At 60.8% G+C, this 24,160-nt stretch carries 24 protein-coding genes, 1 tRNA gene and 2 pseudogenes; 8 read left to right on the plus strand and 19 right to left on the minus strand.

The genetic code is table 11. The features are described 5' to 3' along the window. Positions 1–30: 30 nt before the first annotated feature. Positions 31–104 (plus strand) — tRNA-Gln (locus ACQY6T_RS15510). Between the two features lie 388 nt (positions 105–492). Here the strand turns inward: ACQY6T_RS15510 and ACQY6T_RS15515 are convergent. After that, on the minus strand, positions 493–1,617 hold the full coding sequence (locus ACQY6T_RS15515) for an LLM class flavin-dependent oxidoreductase (protein ID WP_428632210.1): 1,125 nt from the start codon (positions 1,615–1,617) through the stop codon (positions 493–495). Positions 1,618–1,823: 206 nt separating this feature from the next. Here ACQY6T_RS15515 and ACQY6T_RS15520 point away from each other — a divergent pair, with 206 nt between their 5' ends. Next, positions 1,824–2,504: a TetR/AcrR family transcriptional regulator gene (locus ACQY6T_RS15520; RefSeq protein WP_428632211.1), complete on the plus strand. Its 681-nt coding sequence runs from the start codon at positions 1,824–1,826 to the stop codon at positions 2,502–2,504. On the opposite strand, the gene ACQY6T_RS15525 is transcribed toward ACQY6T_RS15520, so the two are convergent. The 9 genes from ACQY6T_RS15525 to ACQY6T_RS15565 all read right to left on the minus strand — a co-directional run bounded on the left by ACQY6T_RS15525 (position 2,474) and on the right by ACQY6T_RS15565 (position 9,686). Beyond that, positions 2,474–2,878 carry a nuclear transport factor 2 family protein gene (locus ACQY6T_RS15525; RefSeq protein WP_428632212.1) on the minus strand — a complete coding sequence of 135 codons (405 nt, stop codon included), beginning with the start codon at positions 2,876–2,878 and terminating at the stop codon, positions 2,474–2,476. The genes ACQY6T_RS15520 and ACQY6T_RS15525 overlap by 31 nt on opposite strands. Positions 2,879–2,895: 17 nt before the next feature. Beyond that, on the minus strand, positions 2,896–3,993 hold the full coding sequence (ribB, locus tag ACQY6T_RS15530; RefSeq protein ID WP_428632215.1) for a 3,4-dihydroxy-2-butanone-4-phosphate synthase: 1,098 nt from the start codon (positions 3,991–3,993) through the stop codon (positions 2,896–2,898). A 4-nt stretch (positions 3,994–3,997) separates the two neighbouring features. Then, the gene (locus tag ACQY6T_RS15535; RefSeq protein ID WP_428632216.1) at positions 3,998–4,495 is read right to left on the minus strand and encodes a flavin reductase family protein; all 498 of its coding nucleotides are present in this window, start codon (positions 4,493–4,495) and stop codon (positions 3,998–4,000) included. 9 nt (positions 4,496–4,504) lie between these two features. Next, on the minus strand, positions 4,505–5,275 hold the full coding sequence (locus tag ACQY6T_RS15540; RefSeq protein WP_428632218.1) for an enoyl-CoA hydratase/isomerase family protein: 771 nt from the start codon (positions 5,273–5,275) through the stop codon (positions 4,505–4,507). Next, entirely contained in the window at positions 5,268–6,107 is an 840-nt protein-coding gene (locus tag ACQY6T_RS15545; RefSeq protein ID WP_428632219.1) for an enoyl-CoA hydratase/isomerase family protein, read from the minus strand. The genes ACQY6T_RS15540 and ACQY6T_RS15545 overlap by 8 nt, the downstream gene beginning before the upstream one ends. A 1-nt stretch (position 6,108) precedes the next feature. Beyond that, positions 6,109–6,570, minus strand: coding sequence for a nuclear transport factor 2 family protein (locus ACQY6T_RS15550; protein ID WP_428632221.1), 462 nt, complete (start codon positions 6,568–6,570; stop codon positions 6,109–6,111). Positions 6,571–6,680: 110 nt separating this feature from the next. Next, positions 6,681–7,595, minus strand: coding sequence for a TonB-dependent receptor domain-containing protein (locus ACQY6T_RS15555; RefSeq protein ID WP_428632224.1), 915 nt, complete (start codon positions 7,593–7,595; stop codon positions 6,681–6,683). After that, on the minus strand, positions 7,549–9,102 hold the full coding sequence (locus tag ACQY6T_RS15560) for a TonB-dependent receptor (protein ID WP_428632227.1): 1,554 nt from the start codon (positions 9,100–9,102) through the stop codon (positions 7,549–7,551). The genes ACQY6T_RS15555 and ACQY6T_RS15560 overlap by 47 nt, the downstream gene beginning before the upstream one ends. A 23-nt stretch (positions 9,103–9,125) precedes the next feature. Next, a complete protein-coding gene (locus ACQY6T_RS15565) occupies positions 9,126–9,686 on the minus strand; it encodes a nuclear transport factor 2 family protein (protein WP_428632229.1) in 561 nt (186 codons plus the stop codon). Between the two features lie 95 nt (positions 9,687–9,781). Here ACQY6T_RS15565 and ACQY6T_RS15570 point away from each other — a divergent pair, with 95 nt between their 5' ends. Beyond that, complete coding sequence (locus ACQY6T_RS15570) at positions 9,782–10,441, plus strand: carboxymuconolactone decarboxylase family protein (RefSeq protein WP_428632232.1); 660 nt, start codon at positions 9,782–9,784, stop codon at positions 10,439–10,441. A gap of 3 nt (positions 10,442–10,444) precedes the next feature. On the opposite strand, the gene ACQY6T_RS15575 is transcribed toward ACQY6T_RS15570, so the two are convergent. The 4 genes from ACQY6T_RS15575 to ACQY6T_RS15590 all read right to left on the minus strand — a co-directional run bounded on the left by ACQY6T_RS15575 (position 10,445) and on the right by ACQY6T_RS15590 (position 15,182). Continuing rightward, positions 10,445–11,722 (minus strand): cytochrome P450, encoded by a 1,278-nt coding sequence (locus ACQY6T_RS15575; protein WP_428632235.1) that lies wholly within the window; start codon positions 11,720–11,722, stop codon positions 10,445–10,447. A 21-nt stretch (positions 11,723–11,743) separates the two neighbouring features. Further along, on the minus strand, positions 11,744–12,829 hold the full coding sequence (locus ACQY6T_RS15580; RefSeq protein ID WP_428632237.1) for a zinc-binding dehydrogenase: 1,086 nt from the start codon (positions 12,827–12,829) through the stop codon (positions 11,744–11,746). Positions 12,830–12,890: 61 nt separating this feature from the next. Next, a complete protein-coding gene (locus ACQY6T_RS15585) occupies positions 12,891–14,006 on the minus strand; it encodes an LLM class flavin-dependent oxidoreductase (protein ID WP_428632240.1) in 1,116 nt (371 codons plus the stop codon). Between the two features lie 21 nt (positions 14,007–14,027). Then, positions 14,028–15,182: an LLM class flavin-dependent oxidoreductase gene (locus tag ACQY6T_RS15590; protein WP_428632243.1), complete on the minus strand. Its 1,155-nt coding sequence runs from the start codon at positions 15,180–15,182 to the stop codon at positions 14,028–14,030. Positions 15,183–15,341: 159 nt separating this feature from the next. On the opposite strand from ACQY6T_RS15590, the gene ACQY6T_RS15595 reads away from it, so the two are divergent. Next, entirely contained in the window at positions 15,342–16,973 is a 1,632-nt protein-coding gene (locus ACQY6T_RS15595) for a class I adenylate-forming enzyme family protein (RefSeq protein WP_428632245.1), read from the plus strand. Positions 16,974–16,975: 2 nt separating this feature from the next. Here ACQY6T_RS15595 and ACQY6T_RS15600 read toward each other — a convergent pair whose 3' ends face one another. Beyond that, positions 16,976–17,632 (minus strand): TetR/AcrR family transcriptional regulator, encoded by a 657-nt coding sequence (locus tag ACQY6T_RS15600; protein ID WP_428632247.1) that lies wholly within the window; start codon positions 17,630–17,632, stop codon positions 16,976–16,978. Between the two features lie 70 nt (positions 17,633–17,702). On the opposite strand from ACQY6T_RS15600, the gene ACQY6T_RS15605 reads away from it, so the two are divergent. The 4 genes and pseudogenes from ACQY6T_RS15605 (at position 17,703) to ACQY6T_RS15620 (ending at position 20,584) form a co-directional block, all read left to right on the plus strand. Beyond that, entirely contained in the window at positions 17,703–18,449 is a 747-nt protein-coding gene (locus tag ACQY6T_RS15605; RefSeq protein ID WP_428632249.1) for a glucose 1-dehydrogenase, read from the plus strand. A 60-nt stretch (positions 18,450–18,509) separates the two neighbouring features. Continuing rightward, positions 18,510–18,932, plus strand: a complete 423-nt coding sequence (locus tag ACQY6T_RS15610) for a VOC family protein (protein WP_428632251.1) — start codon at positions 18,510–18,512, stop codon at positions 18,930–18,932. 80 nt (positions 18,933–19,012) lie between these two features. Beyond that, a pseudogene (locus ACQY6T_RS15615) lies at positions 19,013–20,252 on the plus strand (NAD(P)/FAD-dependent oxidoreductase). Positions 20,253–20,265: 13 nt separating this feature from the next. After that, positions 20,266–20,584, plus strand: a pseudogene (locus tag ACQY6T_RS15620) (2Fe-2S iron-sulfur cluster-binding protein). 1,144 nt (positions 20,585–21,728) lie between these two features. Here the strand turns inward: ACQY6T_RS15620 and ACQY6T_RS15625 are convergent. Genes ACQY6T_RS15625 through ACQY6T_RS15640 form a run of 4 tightly spaced genes read right to left on the minus strand, consistent with a single transcriptional unit; the run spans position 21,729 to position 24,154 of the window. Beyond that, positions 21,729–22,415 carry a hypothetical protein gene (locus tag ACQY6T_RS15625; protein ID WP_428632681.1) on the minus strand — a complete coding sequence of 229 codons (687 nt, stop codon included), beginning with the start codon at positions 22,413–22,415 and terminating at the stop codon, positions 21,729–21,731. Then, positions 22,315–22,875: a hypothetical protein gene (locus tag ACQY6T_RS15630; RefSeq protein ID WP_428632253.1), complete on the minus strand. Its 561-nt coding sequence runs from the start codon at positions 22,873–22,875 to the stop codon at positions 22,315–22,317. The genes ACQY6T_RS15625 and ACQY6T_RS15630 overlap by 101 nt, the downstream gene beginning before the upstream one ends. Continuing rightward, the gene (locus ACQY6T_RS15635) at positions 22,875–23,678 is read right to left on the minus strand and encodes an alpha/beta fold hydrolase (RefSeq protein ID WP_428632256.1); all 804 of its coding nucleotides are present in this window, start codon (positions 23,676–23,678) and stop codon (positions 22,875–22,877) included. The genes ACQY6T_RS15630 and ACQY6T_RS15635 overlap by 1 nt, the downstream gene beginning before the upstream one ends. An 8-nt stretch (positions 23,679–23,686) precedes the next feature. After that, positions 23,687–24,154: a nuclear transport factor 2 family protein gene (locus tag ACQY6T_RS15640; protein ID WP_428632257.1), complete on the minus strand. Its 468-nt coding sequence runs from the start codon at positions 24,152–24,154 to the stop codon at positions 23,687–23,689. Positions 24,155–24,160: the final 6 nt, after the last annotated feature.

The raw sequence follows: 24,160 nt of genomic DNA on the forward strand, positions 1-24,160 counted from the left end.
CGCCCGCGCAATCTTATTGGCCCCCGCTCCTGCCCTGTCGTCTAATGGTAAGACTGCGGTTTCTGATACCGCCTATCGAGGTTCGAATCCTCGCGGGGCATCCAAATCTTTCACAACCCATTGAAATGCTGGGAGAATTGTCCTTATACGGGCGTGTCTTCCCTCATTTTCTCCCACGTCTGCAATACACGCGCCAAAAAATTTACCGCAAAACCGACTTCGACCGTCGCGTCGGCTGCAAAATGATTCGTGCGCCCCCTTGTACCGGAAGGTCTGCTTCGTGCCTCTTATCAGGCGTAGAGAAGGGACCGAGCGGTTGCCCAAAAGCAGCCATTATCGACAAGGGATGGGGAAGATCACGTTTCCGACAGTTCGCCAGGAATTCTATTCCCCTACTCCTGTTCGAACCGCCCGTGGAGGCGCACGCAGCACGCTGCAAAACTACGCCAGTGTTGGCTGAGAGTTGATCCCTCAGCCAACCCGGACGAAGGCTTAAACCGTCGCTGCTTCAGGCAGCTTGATGCGCGGTGCGACTTCCTTGGCGATCAATTCCAGCGAGTGGAACCAGGGTGAGGGGTCGTCGTAATAATCGTGCGATTCGACTTGTAGCGTACCCCAACCGCCGCACGCGTCGAACAAGGTGCTGATCTTTTCGACCACGGTGTCGGGCGACCCGACGACGAACACATGATCGACCAGGAATTCGAGATCGGCCTTCAACGGATCGATGCCTGCATCCTTGGCAAAGCCGTCCATCATGCCGAAGCGGCGCCAGATCGGGATCAGATAGCGGTTAAAGCAATAGCCGATCGGGCCTTCCATCACGAGGCGCTTTGCCTCGGCATCGGTGTCGGCGACGAACACTGTTTGCGACACGGCGTGGCGCTGGCGGTGCGGGGTGAAACCGGCCTTGATATTCGCCTCGGAGTAAATCTCCCAGTGGCGCTTCAGGGCGTCGATGCCCGAGAAGATCGAGACTGGCTTGAAATTGCGTTCGCCGGCCAGCCGCATCGACGGCGAGTTGGCGCTGAAGCCGGTCACCGCGAATTCGGGGAAGCCGCCGCCGTAGGGCGAGTAGTTGGCGAGCTTGTGCTGCTCGTCCTCCTCGGTCACCGCAGGCTCTTCCTCGGGGAAGCCCGCGTCCCAATATTTGCCCTCGAAGAAGAAGGGTTCGCGCGCCCAGATCTTCTCCATGATGAACAGCGATTCGCGCACCATGTCGTTGAGATGTTCGGTGTTCTGATCTTCTTCCTTGATGCCGTGCATATAGGAAGCGAGCGGATAGGCGCCGGCGCCGATCCCCATGAAATAGCGGCCCTCGAGAATCTGAGACAGCCAGCCGACGGTCATCGCCAATTTGGTTGGATTATGGTGCGGCAGGATATGCGCCATCGGGGCGAAGGCGATCGTCTTGGTCTGCAATGCCGCGGCCGCGATGATGAGTTCGGGATTGGGGATATTCTCCCACACCTGAGAGGCATGCTCGGAAATCATCATCGTCGAAAAGCCCGCCTTGTCGGCGGCGATAGAGCTTTGCACCCCCCATTCGAACGTCTGCCGCGCGGTGCGCTCCGGCCGCATATAGGGGTGAAAAATTAGACCTGTGTCCATCGCCATGACATATCTCCCATTGTTATTTTAAGCCATGTGGCTTAAATCTCATATCGCGGGTTCGGTCAAGAGAATTCCGTAGGGTCAACGCCATTTATGCTGCAGGGAGCCGGTGCAGCATTGTTGATCGCGGGGGTTGCCTACGGCCGCGGGGGTTGCCTACGGCAAAGTCATCAGCCAGCGCGAATTCAGGGGGAGACGCCGTGACATCCATGCCCACAAGAAAGCGCCCGGTGCGCAGCGATGACGCCAAAACGCGGTTGATTCTAGCGGCCGAAATCCTGTTCGCAAAGGGCGGGATCGAAGGCGTGTCGCTGCGCGAGATCGCGGCAGCGGCGGGGCAGCGCAACCATCATGCCGTCCAGTATCATTTTGGTATCCGCGATACGCTGGTGCAGGCCGTCTTCGATTATCGCATGGACCAGATGGAGGCGAAGCGCGGCGAGATGTTGCGGGCGGCGCGCGAGGCGGACCGGCTGGGCGATGCGCGTACGATCATCGACATCATCTTCCTTCCGCAGCTCGAACTGATCGATGCACATGGCGACCACAGCTATGCCAATTTCCTTTGCCAATATCTGCTGCGTAACAGCGATACCGAATTCGGCCGCTTCGGCGGGCATCTGCCGCCCCACATCGGTGAAGCGCTGGCGCTGTTGCGCGCGCGGATTCATTTTCTTCCCGACGAGGTGGCACAGCGGCGGCTGATAACCGCCTGTTTCATGTTCCTGAACATTTTGGCGGCGCACACTCGGGACGCGGAAGGCCAGCGGATCGACCGGAAGTTTTCGGCGGCGCTCGACGATACGCTGAACCAGATCGTTGCCGCGACATGTATGCCGCTGGCGGCTGCGCATATCGGTCAGGAGCCGAAAAACGTCTCGCGTGCGTGAATCGTGTCCATATATTCGCGCACCGTCGCGACCTTGCCGTCGCGGATCGTCACCAGGAAATGATAGCTGTTCGCATAGACGCGGCCGTCTTCCATCGTCGCAAAGGACGTAGCTTCGACCGCGACCCGGTCGTCCTCGGCGGTCATCGACGTTGGCGTGATGCGGAGCGCTCCTTCGCGATAAAGCGCCCGCGCGCCATCGAGCAGTCCGGCGAGCGTGGCCTTGGGATAGGTACCCGACATGCCTTCGATCGCGCCCGAAACCCACCAGCTGCCGTCGTCGTGCATGCGATCGATCACCCCCGGCACGTTCCCCTTGGAGAAGGTCTCGAAGAAGTCGCCGACGATAGCCTTGTTGTCCGCGGTGGATGTCATCGTCGTTGCTCCCGGATTCATGTTTCGATCGGCTGGCGACCGACGATCTCGAGGCCGAAGCCTTCGAGCGCTGCCATCTTGCGGTTGCTTGATGTGAGCAATGTCATGCGGCGGACGCCGACGTCGCGTAATATCTGAGCCCCGAAACCATAGTCGCGATCGCTCGCGCGCTCGGCATATTCACGGCGCCCACCGCCGACCCTGCGCGAGATCGACTGCGGATCGGCATCTTGAATGAACACTGCGACTGCCGGGCCTTCATGCGCCGCCAGCTGCTTCAGCGCGGCCGGTACATAATCGGGATGCGCGTTGCGGTACCCCAAAAGGTCGGCGGTCAGGTCAAACTGGTGCACACGGACCAACGTGTTGGAATCGGGTCCAATCGCCCCGCGCGTCAGCGCGACATGTTCTCCGCCATCAACCTTGTCGCGGTAAACATGGATGGTGAAGTCGTCGCCGTAATGGCTGACGAACGGCCCCGATGCGACGCGTTCGACCAGCATTTCGGATTTGCGCCGGAAGGCGATCAGGTCGGCGATCGTGCCGATCTTCATGTCATGCTTTTCGGCGAATGGGATGAGATCTTCTAGCCGCGCCATTGATCCGTCGTCGTTCATCACCTCGCAAATAACCGCGGCCGGGATCAGCCCCGCGAGGTTGGAAATATCAACCGCCGCTTCCGTGTGCCCGGCGCGCACAAGAACCCCGCCGTCGCGCGCCACCAGTGGAAAGACATGCCCAGGAGTCACGATATCGTTCCGCGGATCGCGCGAGTTGATCGCGACCGAAATAGTATGGGCGCGGTCATAAGCCGAGATGCCGGTGGTAACGCCTTCGCGCGCCTCGATTGACACGGTAAAGGCGGTGCCATGACCCGAGCGGTTGTTCTGCGACATCTGCTCGAGCTGAAGGAACCGGGCACGTTCGGCGGTGATGGTAAGGCAGATCAGACCGCGAGCGTGGGTCGCCATCTGGTTGATGCGGTCGGGCGTCGCAAACTGCGCCGGAATGATGATGTCGCCTTCGTTCTCGCGGTCGTCGGCATCGACGAGAATGAACGGCCTGCCATTGCGGGCTTCGGCAATAATGTCTGCGATGGGCGAGATCGCCGTCACTGAATCATGCCTGGGTTTCGATGCAGTCGGCAAGGTCATGATAGCCTCCGCGAAAAAAAAGTAAGGGGGTGCCGCTGTCGCGCATTTCGAGCGCCTGGACCGCGCCGACGACAAGCAGATGGTCGCCGATCTCGGTCACCGACGCAATCGAACATTCGATCCACGCCAGCACATCGTGGAGCAGCGGCAATCCGGCCGGGCTGGTTGCATATTCGAGCCCCTCGAACTTGTCGGCCGCTTTGGCGGCGAAGCGGCTCGAATGATGCTTCTGGTCGGCGGCAAGAATGTTGGCGCAGAAATGCCCGGTCGCCGCGATCTGCGGCCAGCTCGACGACTTCTTGTCGGGGAAAAAGCCGACCAGTGGCGGATCGAGCGAAATCGAGGTGAAGCTGCCCACAACCATCGCGTGCCGGGCACCGTCGTGCGAGGCGGTGACGACGCATACTCCCGTGGGATAACAACCAAGGACATTGCGGAAATGACGCGGATCGATCGTGCTCATTGTTTGGCCTTAGCGCCCGGTCCACTGGGGCCTGCGCCCCTCGGCGCGCGCGGCATCGCCCTCGCGCTGGTCGGCGCTGCCCGCATATTGCTCAATCTCTTCAAACTTGGTCATCAGCGCGACGTCGAGCGGATAGCCCAGCCGACCGTTCGCCGATGCCTTGGCAGCCTGATTGGCGAGCGGCGCTGCCTTGTTGATCTTTTCTGCCCATGACTGTGCGGTCGCCGCCAGTTCGGCATAGGGCACTACCTGGTTGACGAGGCCGAAGCGCTCGGCCGTTTCGCTGTTAATGCGTTCGCCGGTGAGGATCATCGCCATGGCAATATGATAAGGCAGCTGGCGCACGGCGCGATGAACCACGCCGCACTCGCCGATGATGCCGACCTTGGTTTCGGGGAGGCCGAACTGAGCCGTGTCTGCCGCGACAATGATGTCGGCGCACATCGCAAGTTCGAATCCGCCGCCGACGCAGAAACCTTGGACGGCAGCGATCAGCGGTTTTTTCAGCGTTACCAGCGGTCCGCCGATGCCGGTCAGCCCGCCAGCGAGCGCCATGCGCGACTTGCGCTCGGCCCCGTCGGCCACATCGCCTCCGATGCAAAAGCCTTTCTCACCCTCGGCCGAGAGGATCGCACACCAGATCTCGGGATCGTCATTGATCGTCTTCCACGCATTGAACAGCAGATCGTCCATAGCGGGCGTTATGGCATTAAGGCCTTCGGGCCGGTTGAGCCGGACGTGCGCGATATGACCGGAAACGGAAAATTCGATGTCAGCCATCGGCTGGATCCCCTTTGAAACGTCGGAATATTTCGGTTGAACTTTCGCCGCGGAAGCGCGCGAGGGTTTCGCGCAAGCCATCCCTGGCGAGCGCTTCGCGCAGCTCCAGGACCGCCGGCTCGAAGTGCAGGATGGCGTCGCTTTCGGCGACGGAATTGACGGCGGCCAGAAAACCACCCGCCTCCATCGCGCGGTTGATCGACATTTTTTTCATCGCCAGCACCGGGGGCGGAATCTTCGCCATCCGCGCCGCCAGCGCCTCAACGCAAGCGATCAATTGATCGGCGGGCACCGCGGCATTGGCCCAGCCCCACGCTTCGGCCGTGCGGCCATCGACATGATTGCCGGGCAGGAACGCCAGCTCCTTGGCGCGCTTTGCCCCGACCTGCGACACCCAGGCGGGAGCAATATAGCCGCCGCCGATCGGGAGGCCAGGCTCCCCGATCCGCGCGTCGTCGGCGACAATCACCATATCCGCGAAGCAGGGTAGCTGCGCGGCGATGCCGAGGCAAAAGCCGTGAATGGCGACGATGACCGGCTTGGGATGCCGCCACATTGCCTGCCAGCGATCGAGATTGCGGCGTAGCCTTGCGACATCTTCTGAGGGACTGTCGGCGCCGCCATATTCGCTGAGGTCTACCCCCGCGCTGAAACCTTTGCCTTCGCCCCGGATGCCGATGACAGGCGCGCCTTCTCCGGCCAGCCGGTCGAGCGCGACCGAAAAGGCGTCGAGCAGCGCTGCGGAAAAGGCGTTCGACGCATCGGGTCGATCAAGGACGATCCAGTCGATGTCCGGTCCGGACTCGATGCGTAGCGGCGGCCGGTCGATCATCTCAATCGCCGCGTCCCACGGGGTTGAAAGCTCGGACGTGATAGTCGGTCGTCATCGTCGTTTTCAAGATGCGGGTCTTGAATTTCCACGCGCCGTCCTGTTTGACGACGACATCATGATACTGGCCGTAGAGGATGCCGTCGGGGCGCTCCTTGGTATAGCGGTGAATGGCCAGCACGATCGCCCGTACTTGGACCTCGGTGTCGCTCACCCAGTCGAAGATGACGCCAGACACATGGTGCGATGTCGCCGTGAAGAATGTTCCGATACCGTCGAGCGTCTGCTTATAGGCATCGATCCCCGTCGCGCCGAAATTGGGAGCATAGCTGACCTCGCAATCATCGACGAACAGCTCGGCCATTCTCTCGGGCTGGTTCATGTCGAGAAAATAGGCATAATCATGAATGATCCGCTCGATTGCGCGTTCATCCAGCAATCGGGCCAGCGCCTGATCTTGGGTCACTCTTCATATCCTTTTCACTTGTGAGCCGCGGGCGAGCCACGCGGCGCAGGCTTTTGGCCCGGCGAGAGCACCCAGCCAATGGCTTGGCCGGGTGCCCGCGGGGGTTTTCACTAGAATTTGACCGAAAGCTCCGCGCCAATGGTGCGGGGTTCACCGGGGTACCAGGTGTTCACGCCGTTCGAGGCACCGAGCGCATATCCGGAAATATGATAGACTTTGTCGGTCAGGTTACGGACAAAGAGCGCGGCGGATACGTTGCTCTCCATGATGTCTTTCCAGCTGTAGCGCAGGGCAATGGTCGAATATCCGTCAAGCCTTGTACCCGGCGTGGACGTGCCGTTGGTGCTGGAAAAGAAGGTGTGCGTCTGGCCATAAAAATCGGCGCGCAGATCCATCGCGCCCAAATTGGAGGGTACCGGGAACTTCACCACGACATTGGCCGAACCCGACCACTTCGGGCTGTCAGGATAGGAATCGACCGAAAGATTACCTACGAACGGGATCGGGACGAGCGTCTTGGTATATTTGGCATCGGTGAAGGCCATGTTGAAACCGACATCCAACCAGTCGGTCAGGCCGATGTTCGCATCGACTTCGATGCCTTTGGTGACGGCCTCCGGCACGTTGACCGTGAACCCGGCGGGCGCACCGCCGACCACCGCATAAAGCGCGCGCTGGGCGTCTTTCACGATGATCTTATAGGCGGCGATGTTGAATTGCGCCGGCGCGCTGCCGATCTCGCCGTTGAACTTATAACCCACTTCGAAATCATGGACCTTTTCGTTCTTGAACAAATTGGCAGGTCCGCCGCGCACGGGATCGTCAAAAGGAGCGACCGTCCCGTTGAGGTTCCCGGATCGGAAGCTGCCACGCTGATTGAAATAGACCATGTTGCTGGGATCGATCTGATATTGCAGACTGGCGGTCCAGGCTGGTGCCGAAAGCTTCTTGCTCTGCGTGGCACCGGGCGAATCTGGATCAACGCCAAAGACATTCCCGGCCGCTTGGGTAATCCCGACATTCACCCAGGTATATCGGCCGCCCAAAGTCGCCGTCAGCTGATCGGTAACTTTTATAGCTGACCTGCGCGAATACCGCCTTGGAAGACTCCCTGTTGCGATAGGCATAGGAAATATCGGCTATCGGGGCTGGAAGGCCGAGATCGGCGCCGATGTTGATCGGGATGATCTCATAGCGACGTTGGCGCGAGTAGAATACGCCCGCGGTATATTCCAGCCGGTCATCGAGCGCCGAACCCTGCACCTGCAATTCGTTGGTGAAGATGTTCGACCGGAAGGTTTGGCCGCCGGGGACGCCGGTCGCATTGATCCCGCTTAGCTTGAAAAGCCACAGACTGCCGAACGGGCCGCCGCCAAGGTTGCCCGACGTGAAGGAATTGCCCTTCATATAGGAAAAGATGTTCTTGACCGTCATCGTGTCGGAGACCTCAAGTTCGGTCGTATTCGACACGAAGAAATTCTCCGCGCTGTGTGGCAAGTCGTACTGGAGGAAAGTCTTGTACGGATTGTCGTGCGAGAATTTCGTGAAGCCCTCGACTGCGCCCGGGAAAAAGCCCGGTCCCGCGGGGCCGTCGTTGGCGCCATAAAGCGCCGCGAGCGTTGCGTCCCACATCACCCCGGTGGTATTGTAGAACTTGTTCGTGCCGTCGCTATTGAACTGCGTCGACGGATCGCCGGGCGTGGTCGGCAAGCTGTTATAGTTGATGATATTCCCGGCGCCCTCGGTCCCCTTCACACGGTCATATTGGACGACCGTGACGTTTTTGAACCTGTCGCTGGGGGTGAACAATATGGTCGCGCGTCCCGACCGGCTATTCTTGTCGCCCAGCGTATTGCCGGTATTCACATTGGTAACATAGCCGTCGCCGCGGGTGATATCGCCGGCGAGGCGAATGCCCAATTTGCCCGGAATCAGCGGCAGGTCGATCGCGGCCTGCATCTGGCCATAGTCACGCGATGCGCCGCGCAAGATGACAAATCCGGAAAATTCGTCGCCAGGCATCGGCGTCGAGTAGAGCACGGCGCCGCCCGTCGCATTGCGCCCGAACAGCGTACCTTGCGGGCCTTTCAGAACCTGGATCGAACCCAGGTCGAAAAATGCGGTCGCGGTATTGCCCGGATTATATGGCGCTTCGTTGAGATAGGTCAGGACCGCGGGGCTGGTACCCGAAAACGGATCGAGCGATTGTCCGCGCAAGCTGAAGCTCAACTGGTTTGAATTCTGGCCATTCTTCACCTGCAGGCCAGGGACGAGCGAGCCGATGTCCTGTTCGCTGGTAATCGCACGGTCCTGAATCGCTTCGGCACCGAACGCCACGACGGAAACGGGCACTTTGGCGAGGCTTTCCTCCCTGCGTTGCGCGGTGACGATGATTTCGTTGTTGGCAGGCGCTTGGGCCTCAGCTTCGGCCGACGCTTCCTGTGCAAACGCCGCTGCGGGGATCGCCCAAGCGGCCGCCAGGATGGTGCTGCCGAGCAGAATGTGACCCGATCTATATTTTGCTTTCGACATGTCTCTCTCCCTCATGATTATCATTATTTGGCGGAAGTCGCTCCCGCCGTTGCCGTATTCAAAGTCTCTTGCTTTGTGTCTTGCCGCGGGAAATCGCTCGCCTGCGGTGCGGCGCCCGGCCAACGGATATTGAGCGGGCTAGAGAGCGACGTGCCGACGTCGGACCAGGGGCCAACGTGGATTGCGCGCATTTCGCGTCGCGCAATCCGCCATTGTCCGTCTTCGCGCCGATAGCGGTCGAGATAGCGGACGGCTGCGAAATAGGTCGCGTCGCCGATCCCCAGTTCGAGATGCGCGGCGACCGTCCCGGTGGCCGTATCGGCGCCGTCGAAGCTGAGGCGGACGTAATTGGGGGTATGGACGGTCTGGCCCATCCCGGAGCGCGCCATTTTCAGGAATTCGGTGATCGCTTTGCGCCCCGCGCTATCGGGAAAGCCCGATGCCGCAAAGGTCGCGTCGCTGGTGAAGCAAAGGCCCAGCCGCGCATAATCATCGTCGTCGGTGGCGTGAAAATAGGTCGCGACGAGATCCTGCAATTCCGCACGATCCTCCAGCTTGCGCACCCGGTCTTCCAAAGTTGCCACTGTTTTTTTCCTATCCCAGACCGCCCGTGTAAACACATGTGTTGACTAGTCAACGCCAAAGTTGACTGGGAGCAAAAATTGGCTAAGTCAGGTCCATGGAAATGCTGTTTCTGCCCCACCTGCGCGAAACGACGCTGAAGGCGCTCGACGGCGTTGCAGAGGGAAGTCCGCTGGCGCCCCTTCCGCGCGCGCTGATCCAGTTGGGCCTCGCGGCCTCGGTCACATCACTTGAGCGCGGCGCATTGTCGGTCGCCGTCGCTGCCGCCTATGATCGCGGCGCGACGCCGGCGCAGGTGCAGGAAGTGATCGCCCTCGTCTCGGGACTCGGGGTGCATTCGCTGATGATCAGCGCGGTCGTTGTGCTGGAAGGTGCGCAGCAGCGCGGGCTGATCCCCGCCTGCGAGGACCTTGATGCCGAGCGTCAGGCTTTATGGGACGCCCGGGTCGGGGATGACCCGTTCTGGAACGATTTCGAGCGAGAGATGCCGGGCTTTCTGAAAACGATGCTGATCCTGTCGCCTGACATCTTCACGGGCTTCTTCGATTATTGCGCGATCCCGTGGAAATCCGGCACGGTACCAGCGCGCGTGAAGGAGTTGATCGCGATGGCGAGCGACGCGACACCCGCGCACCGCTTCGGCCCCGGGTTCCGCGTCCATATGGGCAACGCAATCAAATTGGGATGCGGTCGTGCGGAAATTCTTGATGCACTCGACCTCGCGGCTGCTGCACCGCCGCATCGTGGGACGCCGTAAGCCTCAGGCAACGCTCCAGACAAAGGGAACATCCTCAACCGCTGCGATAATGCCCGACCGATAAATCGGGTTCGCGCCATCGGCCAAGCGGAAGGTCGGGATGCGCTTCAGCCATTCCTGCAACGTTACCGTTGCCTCCATGCGTGCCAAGTGCATGCCGACGCAGCGATGCGGGCCGCCGCCAAAGGTGGTGTGCTTGGGTCCCTTACGGTCCCATTGGATATCCATCGGACAGGCATTTTCATTGGCATCAAGGCCGTGCAGCACGGTCGGCAGCAGGATCATGTCGCCATGTTTGAGTTCGACGCCGTGGAAGACCTGATCCTTGGCGACCATGCGCGCCTCGGAAACGACGGCGAAGCGCCGGAACAATTCTTCGACGCCGCGTAGCAGTTTCAGGTCGTTGCCCTGCAATTCGGCGACCTTGTCGGGATTGCGCGCCAGATAGATCATCATGAAGCTGAGGAAATTGACCACCGTATCGAGCCCGCCGAGCAGCAGCAGTGAGATCATCCCGATCGCCTTGTCATGGGGGAGTGGCTCGCCGTCGATCGTGCCGTTGACCACAATCGTTATGAGGTCAGTGCCGGTGCCGCCGCGCCGCGCATTGATAATCGGTTCGACATATTCGAAGAAGCCAGTGTTGGCAGCGTCGAGGCAAGCCGCCATCTCCTCTGGCGTGTCGCCGGTCGGGCGGGTCATGCCGACCGCGAAATGCTCGAGCTTGGGCGCATCTTCCATCGGCAACCCTGCCATCGCCATGAACACTTTGACCGGAAAAATCTTGGCGTAGTCGGTCGAAAAATCGCAATGGCCGCGCGGCGCAATCTCTTCGATCAGGTCGATCGCGGTCTGGCGTACCTGATCTTCGACCTCGCGAATGCGCGCGAGGTTGAGCCCGGTATCGAGCAATTTGCGATAGGGCGTATGTTCGGGCGGATCCATCCGCGTGGGCACCATCAGATATTTCTCGCCTGCTTCCTTGGGCAGGAAGATGACTTCGCTCGAGAAGCGCGAGGGATCCTCATAGATTTCGCGGACCATCGGCCCGTCCATCGCGATCCAGTGGCCACCGGTCAGTGGCGTCCAGACGAGCTTGGGCATGTTCTGTGCGTGCAGCCCGACCCAGGCCTCGTGATAACCCGCCTCAATGCCGTCAAGCGCGTACATATCGATGTCGCGGACAAGGTCGTCCGGTACATGGTCAGGCTTGGCGACGCGCGAACGGTTGTCGACGATCGGTGCGGCCGATTGAGTGTCGAAGGATGTTGCCTGGTTCATGGAAAGCCTCTCGGTTCAATGTCAGCTATATTCGGGATCGATAACGGCCTTGATGACCGTGCCGGCGGCGGTTGCCTCGAGCGCAGCGCTCGCGCCTGCCACGCCAAAGCGATGCGTGACGAGGGCCGCCAATGGCACGCGGTCTTGGCATCGCACCGCCAGTTGTAGCGCTTCATGATAGTTTTTGGGTTTGGGAAAGCTTGCTCCACCGACGCTCAGATTCTTGATCGTCAAGTCGCGTGGACTGATCGGCTGGGTGCCAAGCGCGCCCCACAGCCCCAGGATGATGTAACGACCATGATTACCGGTGAGGTCGACACCTTCGGGGAAGGCGGGCAGCACCCCGGCGGCCTCGACCACGACATCGGGACCGTTGGCACCACACAAGTCGTAAATCTGTCGCCGTCGTTCCTCAGCTGAATCTTTCAGCGACACCGTCGCCGTCGCGCCGAGCGATTTCGCGACTTCCAGCCGGTTGGCGTGGACATCGACCGCGATCACTTCGCGCGCCCCCATCAGCGATGCGACCAGCACCGCCGCGAGGCCAACCGGGCCGGCGCCCTGCACCACGACACTCTGCCCGATCCCGACCGGACCGCAACGATCGAACCCGCGCAGGACAGTCGGTAGCGCGCAGCCCAGCGCGATGACCGCATTGACATCGGCATGGTCGGGGACGCGAAAGAAGGCGAGCCCGTTGGGCAGCCATGCAAAATCGGCATAGCTGCCCCAGTTGGGCTTTTCCGCATGTTCGAAAAACTGCGAATTTTCGCACGGCGTTTGTTCGAGTACGGTGCAGCTGTGGCAGCGATGGCAAAGCGCGATCGGCGCCCAGTAAACCAGATCGCCGGGCTTGACCGATACGCCAGCATAGTCGGTCGTCACCCCGGCGCCGAGTTTTTCGACCCGGCCGACGCCTTCATGACCAAGAATGATAGGGAAGGGCATGATCCCGGCGCCGCCATCGGCGATATGGACATCGCTGCCGCACACCCCACCAACGACGATCCGCACCAGCGCGCCGCCGGGCTCGGGATCGACGATCGGCACGTCCCACGTCTCGATGCGATTGGGTTCGACGAGTACGCATGCTTTGCCAGTGGCCATATGCCGTTTCCTTCCCGCGGCCCCGTTCTTGCGTCGGATCCCGCTGATATTGATGATCGCCCTAATTGGGCATTTTGACTTTCGGACACACCTCGGTCGCCAGTCGGCGGAGCGATTCTTCCCACGGTTTCGGGTCGTCGAGGCTGTCGTGCTGGTTGGCGACGATCTGGCCCCAGCCGCCGCACGCGTCGGCCAGCTTTTCCAGTTTCTCGATCACGGTTTCCGGCGATCCGCACAGGATCACATGATTGATCAGGAAATCATCGTCGATGTCGTCGGGCGAGATGTTGATCCCGCTGTCGGCGATAATGCCGTCGAACAGGCCAAACTTGACGTAAATTTCCTTCAGATATTCATGCCAGGTGCGCATCATGCCGGTCTTGAGCACCATCCGTTTCGCCTCGGCATCGGTGTCGGCAATGAACACGTCGCGGCAGACGCGGTAGCGGCTGCGGTCGGCGGTGCGGCCCTTCGACGCCATCGCGGTTTCCCACGTGTCCCAATGCGCCTTCATCTGCGGGGTGCCGCCGAAGAAAGAGATCGGGCTGTAATCGCGCTCGCCGGCAAATTTCATCGACGAGCTGTTCATCGACAGTCCGGTTACCGCAATTTCCAGCTTGTCGCGCCCGCCATAGGGGCTGTTGTCCGCGATCAGCACATTATATTCGGGCATCGTTTCCGATCCCGGGAAACCCGCCTGGAAATATTCGCCCTTCTCGACAAAGGGTTTGCGCTCCCACACCCGCTCCATCAGGTGCAACGCCTCAAGCTGGCGCGGCGGCAGGCTAGAGATATTCTCATAGCCGTGGAGGATCGCATCGGTGTGGTGGCCACCGGGCGCGACCCCTAGGAAATAGCGCCCCTCCATCACCTGGCTCAGCCAGCCGATGCGGATCGCGAGCGTCGCGGGGTCGTGATAGGGCAGCAAATGCGCCATCGGGGCAAAGCGGATATTTTTCGTCGTCTGCGCGCAGGCAGCTATCACGGCCTCGGGCATCGGGATATTTTCCCAGCCCAGTGTATAATGTTCGCCGATCATATAATCGGTGTAGCCCGCCTCGTCGGCGATCCGCGCGATATCGAGCGCCCAGTCGAAAACCTGCCGCGGGGTACGGTTCGGCGGATTATAAGGGGTCATAAAGATCCCGCACTGCATCGGCATTGTCGGCTCTCCCATATTTATCGTTATCGCCGCGTTCTAGACATAGGTCCCGTCGGCGGCCTTGGTCGAAAAGCGCGGCGCGACCTTGGCGATGAACTCTTCAAGCTCGGCGTGATTTTCGTCGGGTTCGAGATGGCCTTGCCCGAACATCAGGAACAGTTCGTCGAAGCCGAGCTTGTCGTGCGCCTTGCCGATCTGGTCGGCGATCTCGTCGGCCGAACCGATCAGCACATTCGGCGGGCGCTGGCCGAGCGGGATGAACCATTCGTCCCAGAACCACATATGCTCTTCCATGAGCTTTTTGGCGCGTTCCTTGTCGCTGGTCAGCATCAGGAAGCCGCCCCAAGCGGACGCGTCGGTGCTGGTGACCTCGCGGCCGTGCTTGGCGGCATGGCCGATGTAGCGCTGGTTGAGCGAGTCGCAAAAATCGAGATTATCCGAGAGGACGATCAGCTTGCCGCCTTCCTCTGCCCAGAAATCGATCGTCCGTCCCGATGCGGCAAAGCCGCCATAAATGGGCGGATGCGGGTCCTGGTAACAGCGCGGTGCGATGCCAATCTGGCGGACGATGCCGTCGGCATCCTGGCCCTTGCCATATTTCGCATAGGCGGGGTGGCCGCCCGATCCGCCTTCGGGCGGGAACTGCCAATTGTCGCCCTTGTGGTCGAAGACATCGTTGGTCCAGGCCTTCTTGATGACGCGCACGCCCTCTTCGAACAAGGAGCGGTTGCGGGCGTCCTGCTGGTCGCGCGCTTTCACATTGTCCGGCGTCGTCGCGCCCACACCTTCCTTGATGCCATAGGCATCGACCCAGCGCGCGTGATAGCCGCGCGTGAAGCCACAATAGAGGCGGCCCTGCAGCATATGATCGAGCGTCGCGATTTCCTCGGCAACGCGCACCGGATTGTGAGTGGTCATGGTGTAGCCCATGATTCCCGCCTTCATCCGCTTGCTGTGCTGGCCGACGAACAGGCTGAACATGCCAGGATGGTTGTTCGCCTCGAAGCCCTCGATCTGGAGATGATGTTCGGGCTGGCAATAGCCGTAGAAGCCGAGGTCATCGGCATGCTTCACATAGCCGCGCACCTCTTCGAGGAAGCGCTGGTAAAGTTCGGGGCGCTGGCCGGCCATTCCCTGTTCGATCTCGTGGCGCCGTCCGACGACGCCGGTCTGCATCAAATGGAATTTCATAGCCCGCTCCTCACCCGATTGTTATTATCAACACTCGCGTTGATAGAAAGGATGAGCCCACCCTGTCAATGGTCAATTGGGCAGTCAACAATAGCGTTGACAGATTGCTTGCGACTACGCATGGATGGCGAGGCGCACAAATAAGATGCGGGAGAGGATATGAGTTTCGATAGCTGGTCTGCGACCGCGACGCTCGGCGACCTGCTGGTGCAAAGCGCCAGTCGGTTCCCCGAGCGCAACGCTATCGTCTTTCCCGAAAGCGCGCTGACCTATGCCGAACTGCTGGAAGGTTCGGTCAAGGTCGCGCGCGGCATTATCGGCCTGGGCGTCGCGCCCCGATCGAATATCGGCTTGCTCGCCAACAATGGTCATGAACTCGTCACCGGGCTGTTCGGCGCGTGGCTCGCCAATTGTGTCGCAGTCCCGCTCAACGCGCGGCACAAAGAGCATGAGCTCGGCTACATCATCGACAACGCGCAGATCGCTTTGTTGCTGACCGCGGCCGGCGATACCAGCCATGTCGATTTTCGCGAGAGCATCGCCAGCGCATTGCCCTCGCTGGCGAGCGCCGCTGCCGGCGATCTCGCGCTATCCGAAGCGCCGATGCTTCGGCATATCGTTCTGCTCAGCGGCGACGCGCCGCGGGCCTTTACCGCCGCTGAAACCTTTACTGCGGCTGCGAACGAAGTCGGAGAAGCGGAAGTCGATCATCGCCGCCGCTGCACGCGCCTGCGCGATATCGCGACGATCATTTACACGTCGGGGACCACCGCCAACCCCAAGGGGTGCATGCTGACGCACGAAGCGATGTCGCACGGTCCGGTCGAGCGCGCCGACAAGCGATTCCGCTCGGGCGAATGCGACATAACTTGGGGCGGCGGACCGCTGTTCCATATCGGCTCGCTCGCGCCCTTCATCGGCTCGATCGGCGCGTCGGGCACCTATTTGACCGACACCTTCTTCAATCCGGCCCGCGCCGTCGCATTGATGAAACGCGAAGGCGTCACGGCGATGTGGCCTTGGTTTCCTGCAATCCTCCAGCCGTTGCTTGACCAGCCCGACTTTGTCGCCGCGACCGAAAAGGTCCGGTCGATGCTGTTGATCGGGCCCGCAGCGCTGGTTTATCGGGTCCAGAAATTGCTTCCCAAGGCCGAGATCATGCAGGCCTGCGGGATGACCGAAACCTCGGGCATCTTCGCGCTCAGCGACCCCGACGAAACGCCGGAACAACGCGCAACGAGCAATGGCAAGGCGGTTCCCGGCATCGAACTGCGCATCGTAGATGACGACGGCGCGGACGTTCCGTCCGGCATTGCCGGCGAAATCTGGGTCCGTGGTTATTGCGTGATGGAGGGCTATTACCGCGATCCGGTCAAAAGTGCCGAGGCGCTCGATGCTGAGGGCTGGCTGCACACCGGCGACCTCTACACCCGCAGCGCCGATGGTCGCCTGATCTTCAATGGCCGCGCAAAGGACATGCTCAAGGTCGGGGGCGAGAATGTCGCCGCGATCGAGGTGGAGGCATATCTTTGCAGCCATCCTGCGGTGCGTTTTGCCGAGGTGGTCGGCCGCCCAGATCCCCGCCTCGACGAAGTGCCCGTCGCTTTCGTCGAGTTGATGCCCGGAACCGAGGCGAGCGCCGACGATCTGATAGCGCACTGCAAGGGACGGATTGCGGGTTATAAAGTGCCGCGTGCGGTGCATTTCGTGAAGGCCGAAGCCTGGCCGATGTCAGCGACCAAGGTCAACAAGCGGGAATTGCGCGCCTGGCTCGCCAAGCTTGAGCCATGAGCTCAGTCCTTGCGGCGGGCCATCCCGTCGAAGAAGATATCGTTGAACCCTTCGGACACTTCACGCGCAGGATGCGCGCCGCCCGGCTGGTACCAGCGGTGCGTCCAGTTGAGCATGCCGAACACCGCATTGGCGGCGACCGATACCGGAATGTCGGAGCGCATTTCGCCGCGCTCGATCAGTTCGGAAATCAGGCTCATCACAATGCGTTCGAACTTGCGCGTCTGGCTGATGATCTGCTGCGCCCAAGTGCTTTTTTCGCCCGCGATCCGGTTCATCTCTTCTTGGATATAGACGTACATGTGCGGATAATGCTGGTCGTAGGCGCTCATCAGCTGATTGATGACGCCGCGCAGCCTCTCGGCCGGTGTCAGCTCCTGATCGCTCGCAATGCGCTCGCATTCGTTGATGTTGTCGTCGACCCCGACGCGCAGGCACTCGCGGAACAATTCTTCCTTGCTGCCGAAGTAATAATAGACCGTCGCGCGATCGAGCCCGGATTTATGGCCGATCTCCGCCAGCGTCGTCGCGCGGAAGCCATTGTTTTTGAACTGGCGTCCGGCGATCTCGACCAGCTCGGCACGCTTGGCCAGATAGTCGATGCTGCCATCTTCGAGGGCCGATTTGCGGCGGCGGGAAATGTTGCTCGATTGCGCCATGGCCGTCTGCCTACCGCCCAACAGGCCGCAATTCCACACTTATTCATATCGAATTATCAGGAGAGAGAAGATGGGTCAGCTCGACGGAAAAATCGCCATAGTCACCGGGGCGTCGCGTGGCATGGGAGCTTCGCATGCTCGCCGCTTTGTGGCCGAAGGCGCGCAAGTGCTGCTGACCGACATGCGCGCCGATGTTGGCGACGCTCTAGCGGCGGAGCTGGGCAGCCGGGCCGCCTTCGCTGAACATGATGTAACCAATGCCGCTGACTGGCAGCGGGTCGTTGCGATCGCCGAGGACAAATTCGGCCCCGTGACGGTGCTGGTCAACAACGCCGGCATCCTTGGGCCGATGGCCAAGACTGCCAATGTGGCAGAGGCTGACTATATGCATGTCTGCGCCGTTAACCAGCACAGCATCTATCTCGGCATGCATGCGGTGATCCCGTCGATGCTGAAGGCCGGGAAGGGCTCAATCGTCAACATCTCCTCAATCGCCGGTCTGGTCGCCAACTATGGCTTCCCGAGCCTTGCCTATGTCGCCAGCAAATTTGCGGTGCGCGGGATGACCAAGGCGGCAGCGGTTGAATATGGTCCCGACAATATCCGCGCCAATTCGGTCCACCCCGGCTTTATCATGACCCCGATGATGATCGAGGCCACCAACGAAGAAGGCGGCGATGCGCTGGCGCAGATCCCGCTACGCCGCATCGCCGAGCCCGAGGAGGTGTCAAACCTCGTTCTTTTTCTAGCCTCCGACCAGTCGTCCTACATCACGGGAGCCGAGCATGTGATCGATGCCGGGATGACAGCGCAGTAACCTTGCGGGATCAAGGCCGAAAAGCACACGTCGCAGGAAGTTTGGCATGTTTGAGAGAGAATGACAGTGGCGGTACCGTTTGCATTGATCGGATTGGACCATGTCGTTCTGCGTGTGTTCGATCTGGTTGTGGTCAGGACCTTTTATCAGAATGTCCTGGGATGCACCTTGGAGCGCCAACAGGATGACATCGGTTTATGTCAACTGCGCGCAGGCCGCTCGTTGATTGATCTTGTCGCAGTTGCCGGAAAGTTGGGAACAACAGGTGGCAGGGGTCCCGCAGCCGATGGCCACAATATGGATCACATCGCCATCGCTATCGACCCATTCGAGGAAGACGCAATCCGTTCGCATCTAGCAACATTTGCCGTTGCACCTGACGAGAGCGGCATACGCTACGGCGCGGACGGAGATGGGCCTTCGATTTACATTCGTGATCCAGAGGGAAACCGCGTTGAGCTAAAAGGGCCACCGGCACGGTAGTTCAAACGTCATCCGCGTCGGACCTGCAACTGCACGGCGAAATGCCGCGTGAGATTGGTACGCCAGCAGGAAACAAAATAATGCATTTCGATGTGGTGATTGTGGGCGCTGGCCATGGCGGGGCGCAGGTTGCGATCATGCTGCGCACACAAAAGTTTGCGGGCAGCATCGCGATCATCGGCGACGAACCCGAGCTACCTTATGAGCGCCCGCCGCTGTCGAAGGAATATTTCGCCGGCGAGAAGGAATTTGAGCGCATTCAGCTGCGTCCCGCCAGATATTGGGACGAGCGCGAGGTGACGATGTTGCTCGGCACGCGGGTCATGTCGGTGGATCCGGCCGCGCATAGCGTGACCACCGAAAGCGGTGAGACGATCACTTATGGCAAGCTCGTCTGGGCAACCGGCGGCTCGCCCCGGATGCTACCGATCCCCGGCGGCGATCTGCCCGGCGTGCAGGGCGTGCGGACCCGCGCCGATGCCGACGCGATGAAGGCGGCGTCCGAAACCGCAGGCCAGATCGTCGTCATCGGCGGCGGCTATATCGGGCTCGAGGCCGCAGCGGTACTGCGCAAAGCGGACAAGAAGGTCGTGCTGCTCGAGGCGCTCGACCGGGTGCTGGCGCGCGTCGCCGGAACCGAGCTGTCGCGCTTTTACGAACGCGAGCATCGCGAGCATGGCGTCGATCTGCGGCTCGGCGTCGCGGTCGAGGCGATCGAGGGCGATAGCCACGTCACCGGCGTGCGGCTGGCCGACGGTGAGGTCATCGCGGCCGATCTCGTTATTGTCGGCATTGGCATTGTTCCGGCGGTCGAGCCGCTGATCGCGGCGGGGGCCGAGGGCGGCAACGGCGTCCTCGTCGACCGCCTGTGCAGGACGAGTCTGCCCGACATCTATGCGATCGGCGACTGCGCGGCGCACGAGAATGACTTTGCGGAAGGCGTGGTGATCCGGCTGGAATCGGTGCAGAACGCCAACGACCAGGCGAATGTCGTCGCCAAGGGCATCGTCGGCGATGAAGCTCCTTACCATGCGATTCCGTGGTTCTGGTCGAACCAATATGATCTGAAGCTTCAAACCGCAGGCCTGTCGACCGGCCACGACCGCGCGGTGATGCGCGGCGATCCCGCGAACCGCAGCTTCTCGGTCGTCTATCTCAAAGCGGGCAAGGTCATCGCGATCGACTGCGTCAATGCGACCAAGGATTATGTTCCAAGGCCGACTGATCGTCACCGCAGGCCTGCTGGCGACAGCCGAGCAGCTCGCCGACACAGAAACGCCGCTAAAGGCGCTGCTTTCCCTGGGAGGCAATCTTACATGATGGAGCTATCAATATGCCAAGCGTGACAATAGTCGATCGGGAAGGGAGCGCGCATGAGCTGGAAGCCGACGCGGGCTTAAATCTGATGGAGATAAATCCGGGAGCACGGCTTCGACGAACTGCTCGCGCTTTGTGGCGGCTGCTGTTCGTGCGCGACCTGCCACGTCCATGTCGCTCCCGAATTCCTCGGGAGGATGGCTTCTATGTGCGAAGATGAAAACGATCTCCTGGACAGTTCGTCCGACCGCAATGAAACGTCGCGATTATCTTGTCGGATCCCCGTTTGTGACGCCCTCGACGGCATTAGGGTGACCATCGCGCGCGATGATTAGGGTCGGCAGATCGTGACAGAGTATTCGAAGGCTTGAAATAGTACGTCCGTTTCTCTTTTTGCGTCACGCAAGCTGTCTTGGCGACGACGTCTGCTTCTCGCGTCATTCGTCTGAAAGCAGAATGGAGGCTATCGGTCAGTTGCAGCGCTCGGATTGAGGCTGATATTATCTAAATTGGACGGAATCGCCCGCGTCAGACGCGAAATTGATACAATCATGATCGCGCGCGGTAACATGGTGGACGTGCGACACCGGGGTCAAGCCTGAGGTGTTGCCAATCTTCGCCTGCGCGGCGTCGATGGCGGTGCTGACACGCTGCCATTCTCAGCTGCGACCCCGGGCAATTTTTCGACCGGAGCGTGTCGCGCCATAGCCCCAAGGTATCAATCCGGCCCGCCGCCTTGATAAGATGGACGTGATTTTTTGGCGTGCTCCATCAGACGGCAGAATTAGAACCCGTTGAAATCTGAGATTTCCTCAACTGACCTGCGGATGAAAGGGGGGCAGGCTATGACTTGCTGTCTATACTGGCATACATTCTCTACCAATGAGATCGAAACTCCTCCCTCATTTCCTCCCTCATTTTGGGTCGGATTAGACGGGTTTTGATGGGATTGCATGGGACCAGGAAGCTCATAAAATTCCAGGGTTTTTCAGTCTATTTGGCACCAGTTTGGATGAGTTGGGACGGAAAGTTATACCCCTCGCGGGGCATCCAGAGTTTTCATAACCCATTGAAATGCTGGGAGAATCCACCTTCTCTGCGCGTGTCCTCCCTCATTTCCTCCCTCATCTGCGATACCCGCGTCAAAAAATTTGATCGCAAAACCGACTTGGACCGCCGCGTCGGCTGCAAAATGATTCGTGCGCCCTTCTGTGAACTGGAGGATCTGCTTTGCGCCTGATCTAAGCCGTAGGTGCCCTTAAGTCGGTTGCCCGAAACCTGCCGTTCGCCGAGGGCGGAAAAAGACGTTTATAACGCGGCTGAGCTAAAGCGGCTCAGGATGTGGTGCTCGCACCTAAAGGGATCGTTTGAAATTTTGGGCGCAGCCTTGAGCTGGCTGCCTGCGCTATTAGGCCAGTGATCGCGTTGGCGTTATTCGATGTTGAGTTACGTTAGGCTGGGCCTTGCCCAACATCGATATCAATCATGCTCATATTGTTTGAGCGCGGTCGCGCGGTCATAGGGAGTGAGTTCTTCGAAGCGGCGCTGCTCGACCTTTTCCAGCCAGTTGGGATCGGCAAGCAAGACCCGACCTAGCGCGACAAGGTCAAATTCGCCGCGATCGAACATCGCCGCCAGATCCTCCAAACGGCCGAGCATCGGCGAGGAAATGCCCTCGACGAAATCCTGCATAAGGTCGCGGTCCATGCCGATCGAACCGACGGTGATTACCGGCTTGCCGGTGACTTCCTTGATCCAGCCGCCGAGATTTTTGGGATCGCCCGCATATTCGGGTTCCCAGAAACGGCGCTGCGAGGCGTGGAAGATATCGACCCCCGCGCGGACCAGCGGATCGAGCCAGCGGTGCATTTCGTCGGGATCGCGCGCTAACTTGACATCATAGTCGTAGGTCTTCCACTGCGACACGCGGAAGATGATGGCGAAATCCTCCCCGACCGCGGCGCGGCAGGCAGCGATCACCTCGGCGGCAAAGGTCGCGCGGTCGGCGATATCGGGGCCGCCGTGACGATCGCTGCGCAGATTGGTCTTGTCCCAGAAGAACTGGTCAAAGATATAGCCATGGGCGCCGTGGAGCTCGATTGCGTCGCATCCGATCGCCTTCGCGGCGCGCGCCGATTCGGCGAAGGCGGCGATCGTATCGGCGATGTCGCGATCCGGTCATCGCGCGGCCGCCGGGCACATCGGGGCCGGCAAAACCCGATGGGCTGACCAGCGGCGCGTGCGGCGAATCGGGATAGTTGAAGTCCGCGCAGCCACCGACGTGCCACAATTGCGGGACGAACATGCCGCCTTCGGCGTGGACGGCATCGACCGCGCTTTTCCAGGCGGCGAGGGGTTCGTTACCGGCGAAGATCGGTACAGTGTCGGCGGACACGGTGTGATCGATGGCGACCCCGGTGCCCTCGGTGATGATCGTGCCGATCCCCGCGGCCGCGCGGCGGCGGTAATATTCGGCGCCGGCGTCGCTCAGGACGCCGCCAGGGGCGAAATAGCGCGACATCGGCGCCATGCAGAACCGGTTCGGCGCTTTGAGCGACTTGCACGTGAAGGGCGCGTGCAGCGGCGCGAGCAGGGCGGCGAGATCATCGAGCGGCGCGGTGGTCATCAGGCAAGCTTCCTCACGAATGCGAGCAACGCCTCATTATAGGCCGAGGGGTTTTCCAGTTGGGGCGAATGGCCGGTATCCATGGTCAGCAGCGTGCCGTTGCTCGCGCAGTTCGCCGCAAATCCGGCGATCGCAGGGTCAGCGATGGTATCTTTCGCACCGCCGATCGACAGCATCGGAAAGGGGAAAGATGCCAGCAGGTCGCGCTGGTCGAGCGTGGCAAGTCCGGCGAGGGTGTCGCTGGCGCGCGGGCCTGTGGCGAGGAAACCGCGCTCGACCCAGCCGATCATCGCCTCGCTCGCGCCTTCGCCCGATGCGCCTTCGGCGAGGGCGCGGAAAAAGCCGGGGCGGTCGGCAGTGATCGCGGCGCCGATGCCGAGCACGTCATCGGGCATTCCGCCGTGCGGAAAGCCGTCGCCTTGCACATAGCGAGGCGATGCGCCGCAGGTCAGGACAAGGCCAGCGACGCGCTCACCCAGCAGTTCAGCCGCCGCGACAGCGACGGCGCCGCCGAGCGACCAGCCGTTGAGCGCGACGCGCGAGGCGGCGCAGCGCTCCACGATCGCCGCGACGTCGCGGGCGATCGCATTGATCGACATATCGGTAAAATCGCGGTCGGAGCGGCCGCAGCCGCGGTGATCGACGACGATCGCGCCATGGCCGTCGGCCAGCAGGGCTTCGACCGCCGACGCCCAATAATCGCCCGACATGCCCCAACCGTGGATCAGCACGACCGGCAATTTGGCCGCGCGGTGATGCTCATAATAGACGCGCCCGCCGTCGTCGGTGTCGAGATAGGCCATAAAAGCTCCTATGCGGGTGGGGACAGCGTGACGCCGGGCAGCGGGTTGAAGTGATACATCTTCACCTTGCGGTGCGCGATCTTCCACACCCCGTCGCGCCGCTCGAAGGTGTCGAAATAGCTCGCGCCGACGGTCTGCGCCTGACCGTCTGAGGTGGTGCCGATACAGTCGACGTCGCACACCCCGGTCGCGCGGTCCTTGCCTTCAAAGCTGATGACGAGGTTGGTGGTGAAGTGGATCGAGCTGAGCCATGCGGGCCACAATATGTCCTTGGTGACATGCGCAATGCCCTCGCTGGCTTCGAATTTGCCAAACGGCGGGCCGATGTCCCACACCGCATCGGGCCACCAGATCGCGCTGAAGCGATCCCAGTCGTGCTTGTCAAAGCCATGGCAATAATCGCTGACCAGATCGTGCATCGCGAAACGGCTTTCGACGCGGTCGAGACGCTGAGCGAGATCGGTGGAATCGGTCATATCAGG

It is taken from the genome of Sphingopyxis sp., from assembly GCF_965279725.1.
Taxonomy (GTDB): domain Bacteria; phylum Pseudomonadota; class Alphaproteobacteria; order Sphingomonadales; family Sphingomonadaceae; genus Sphingopyxis.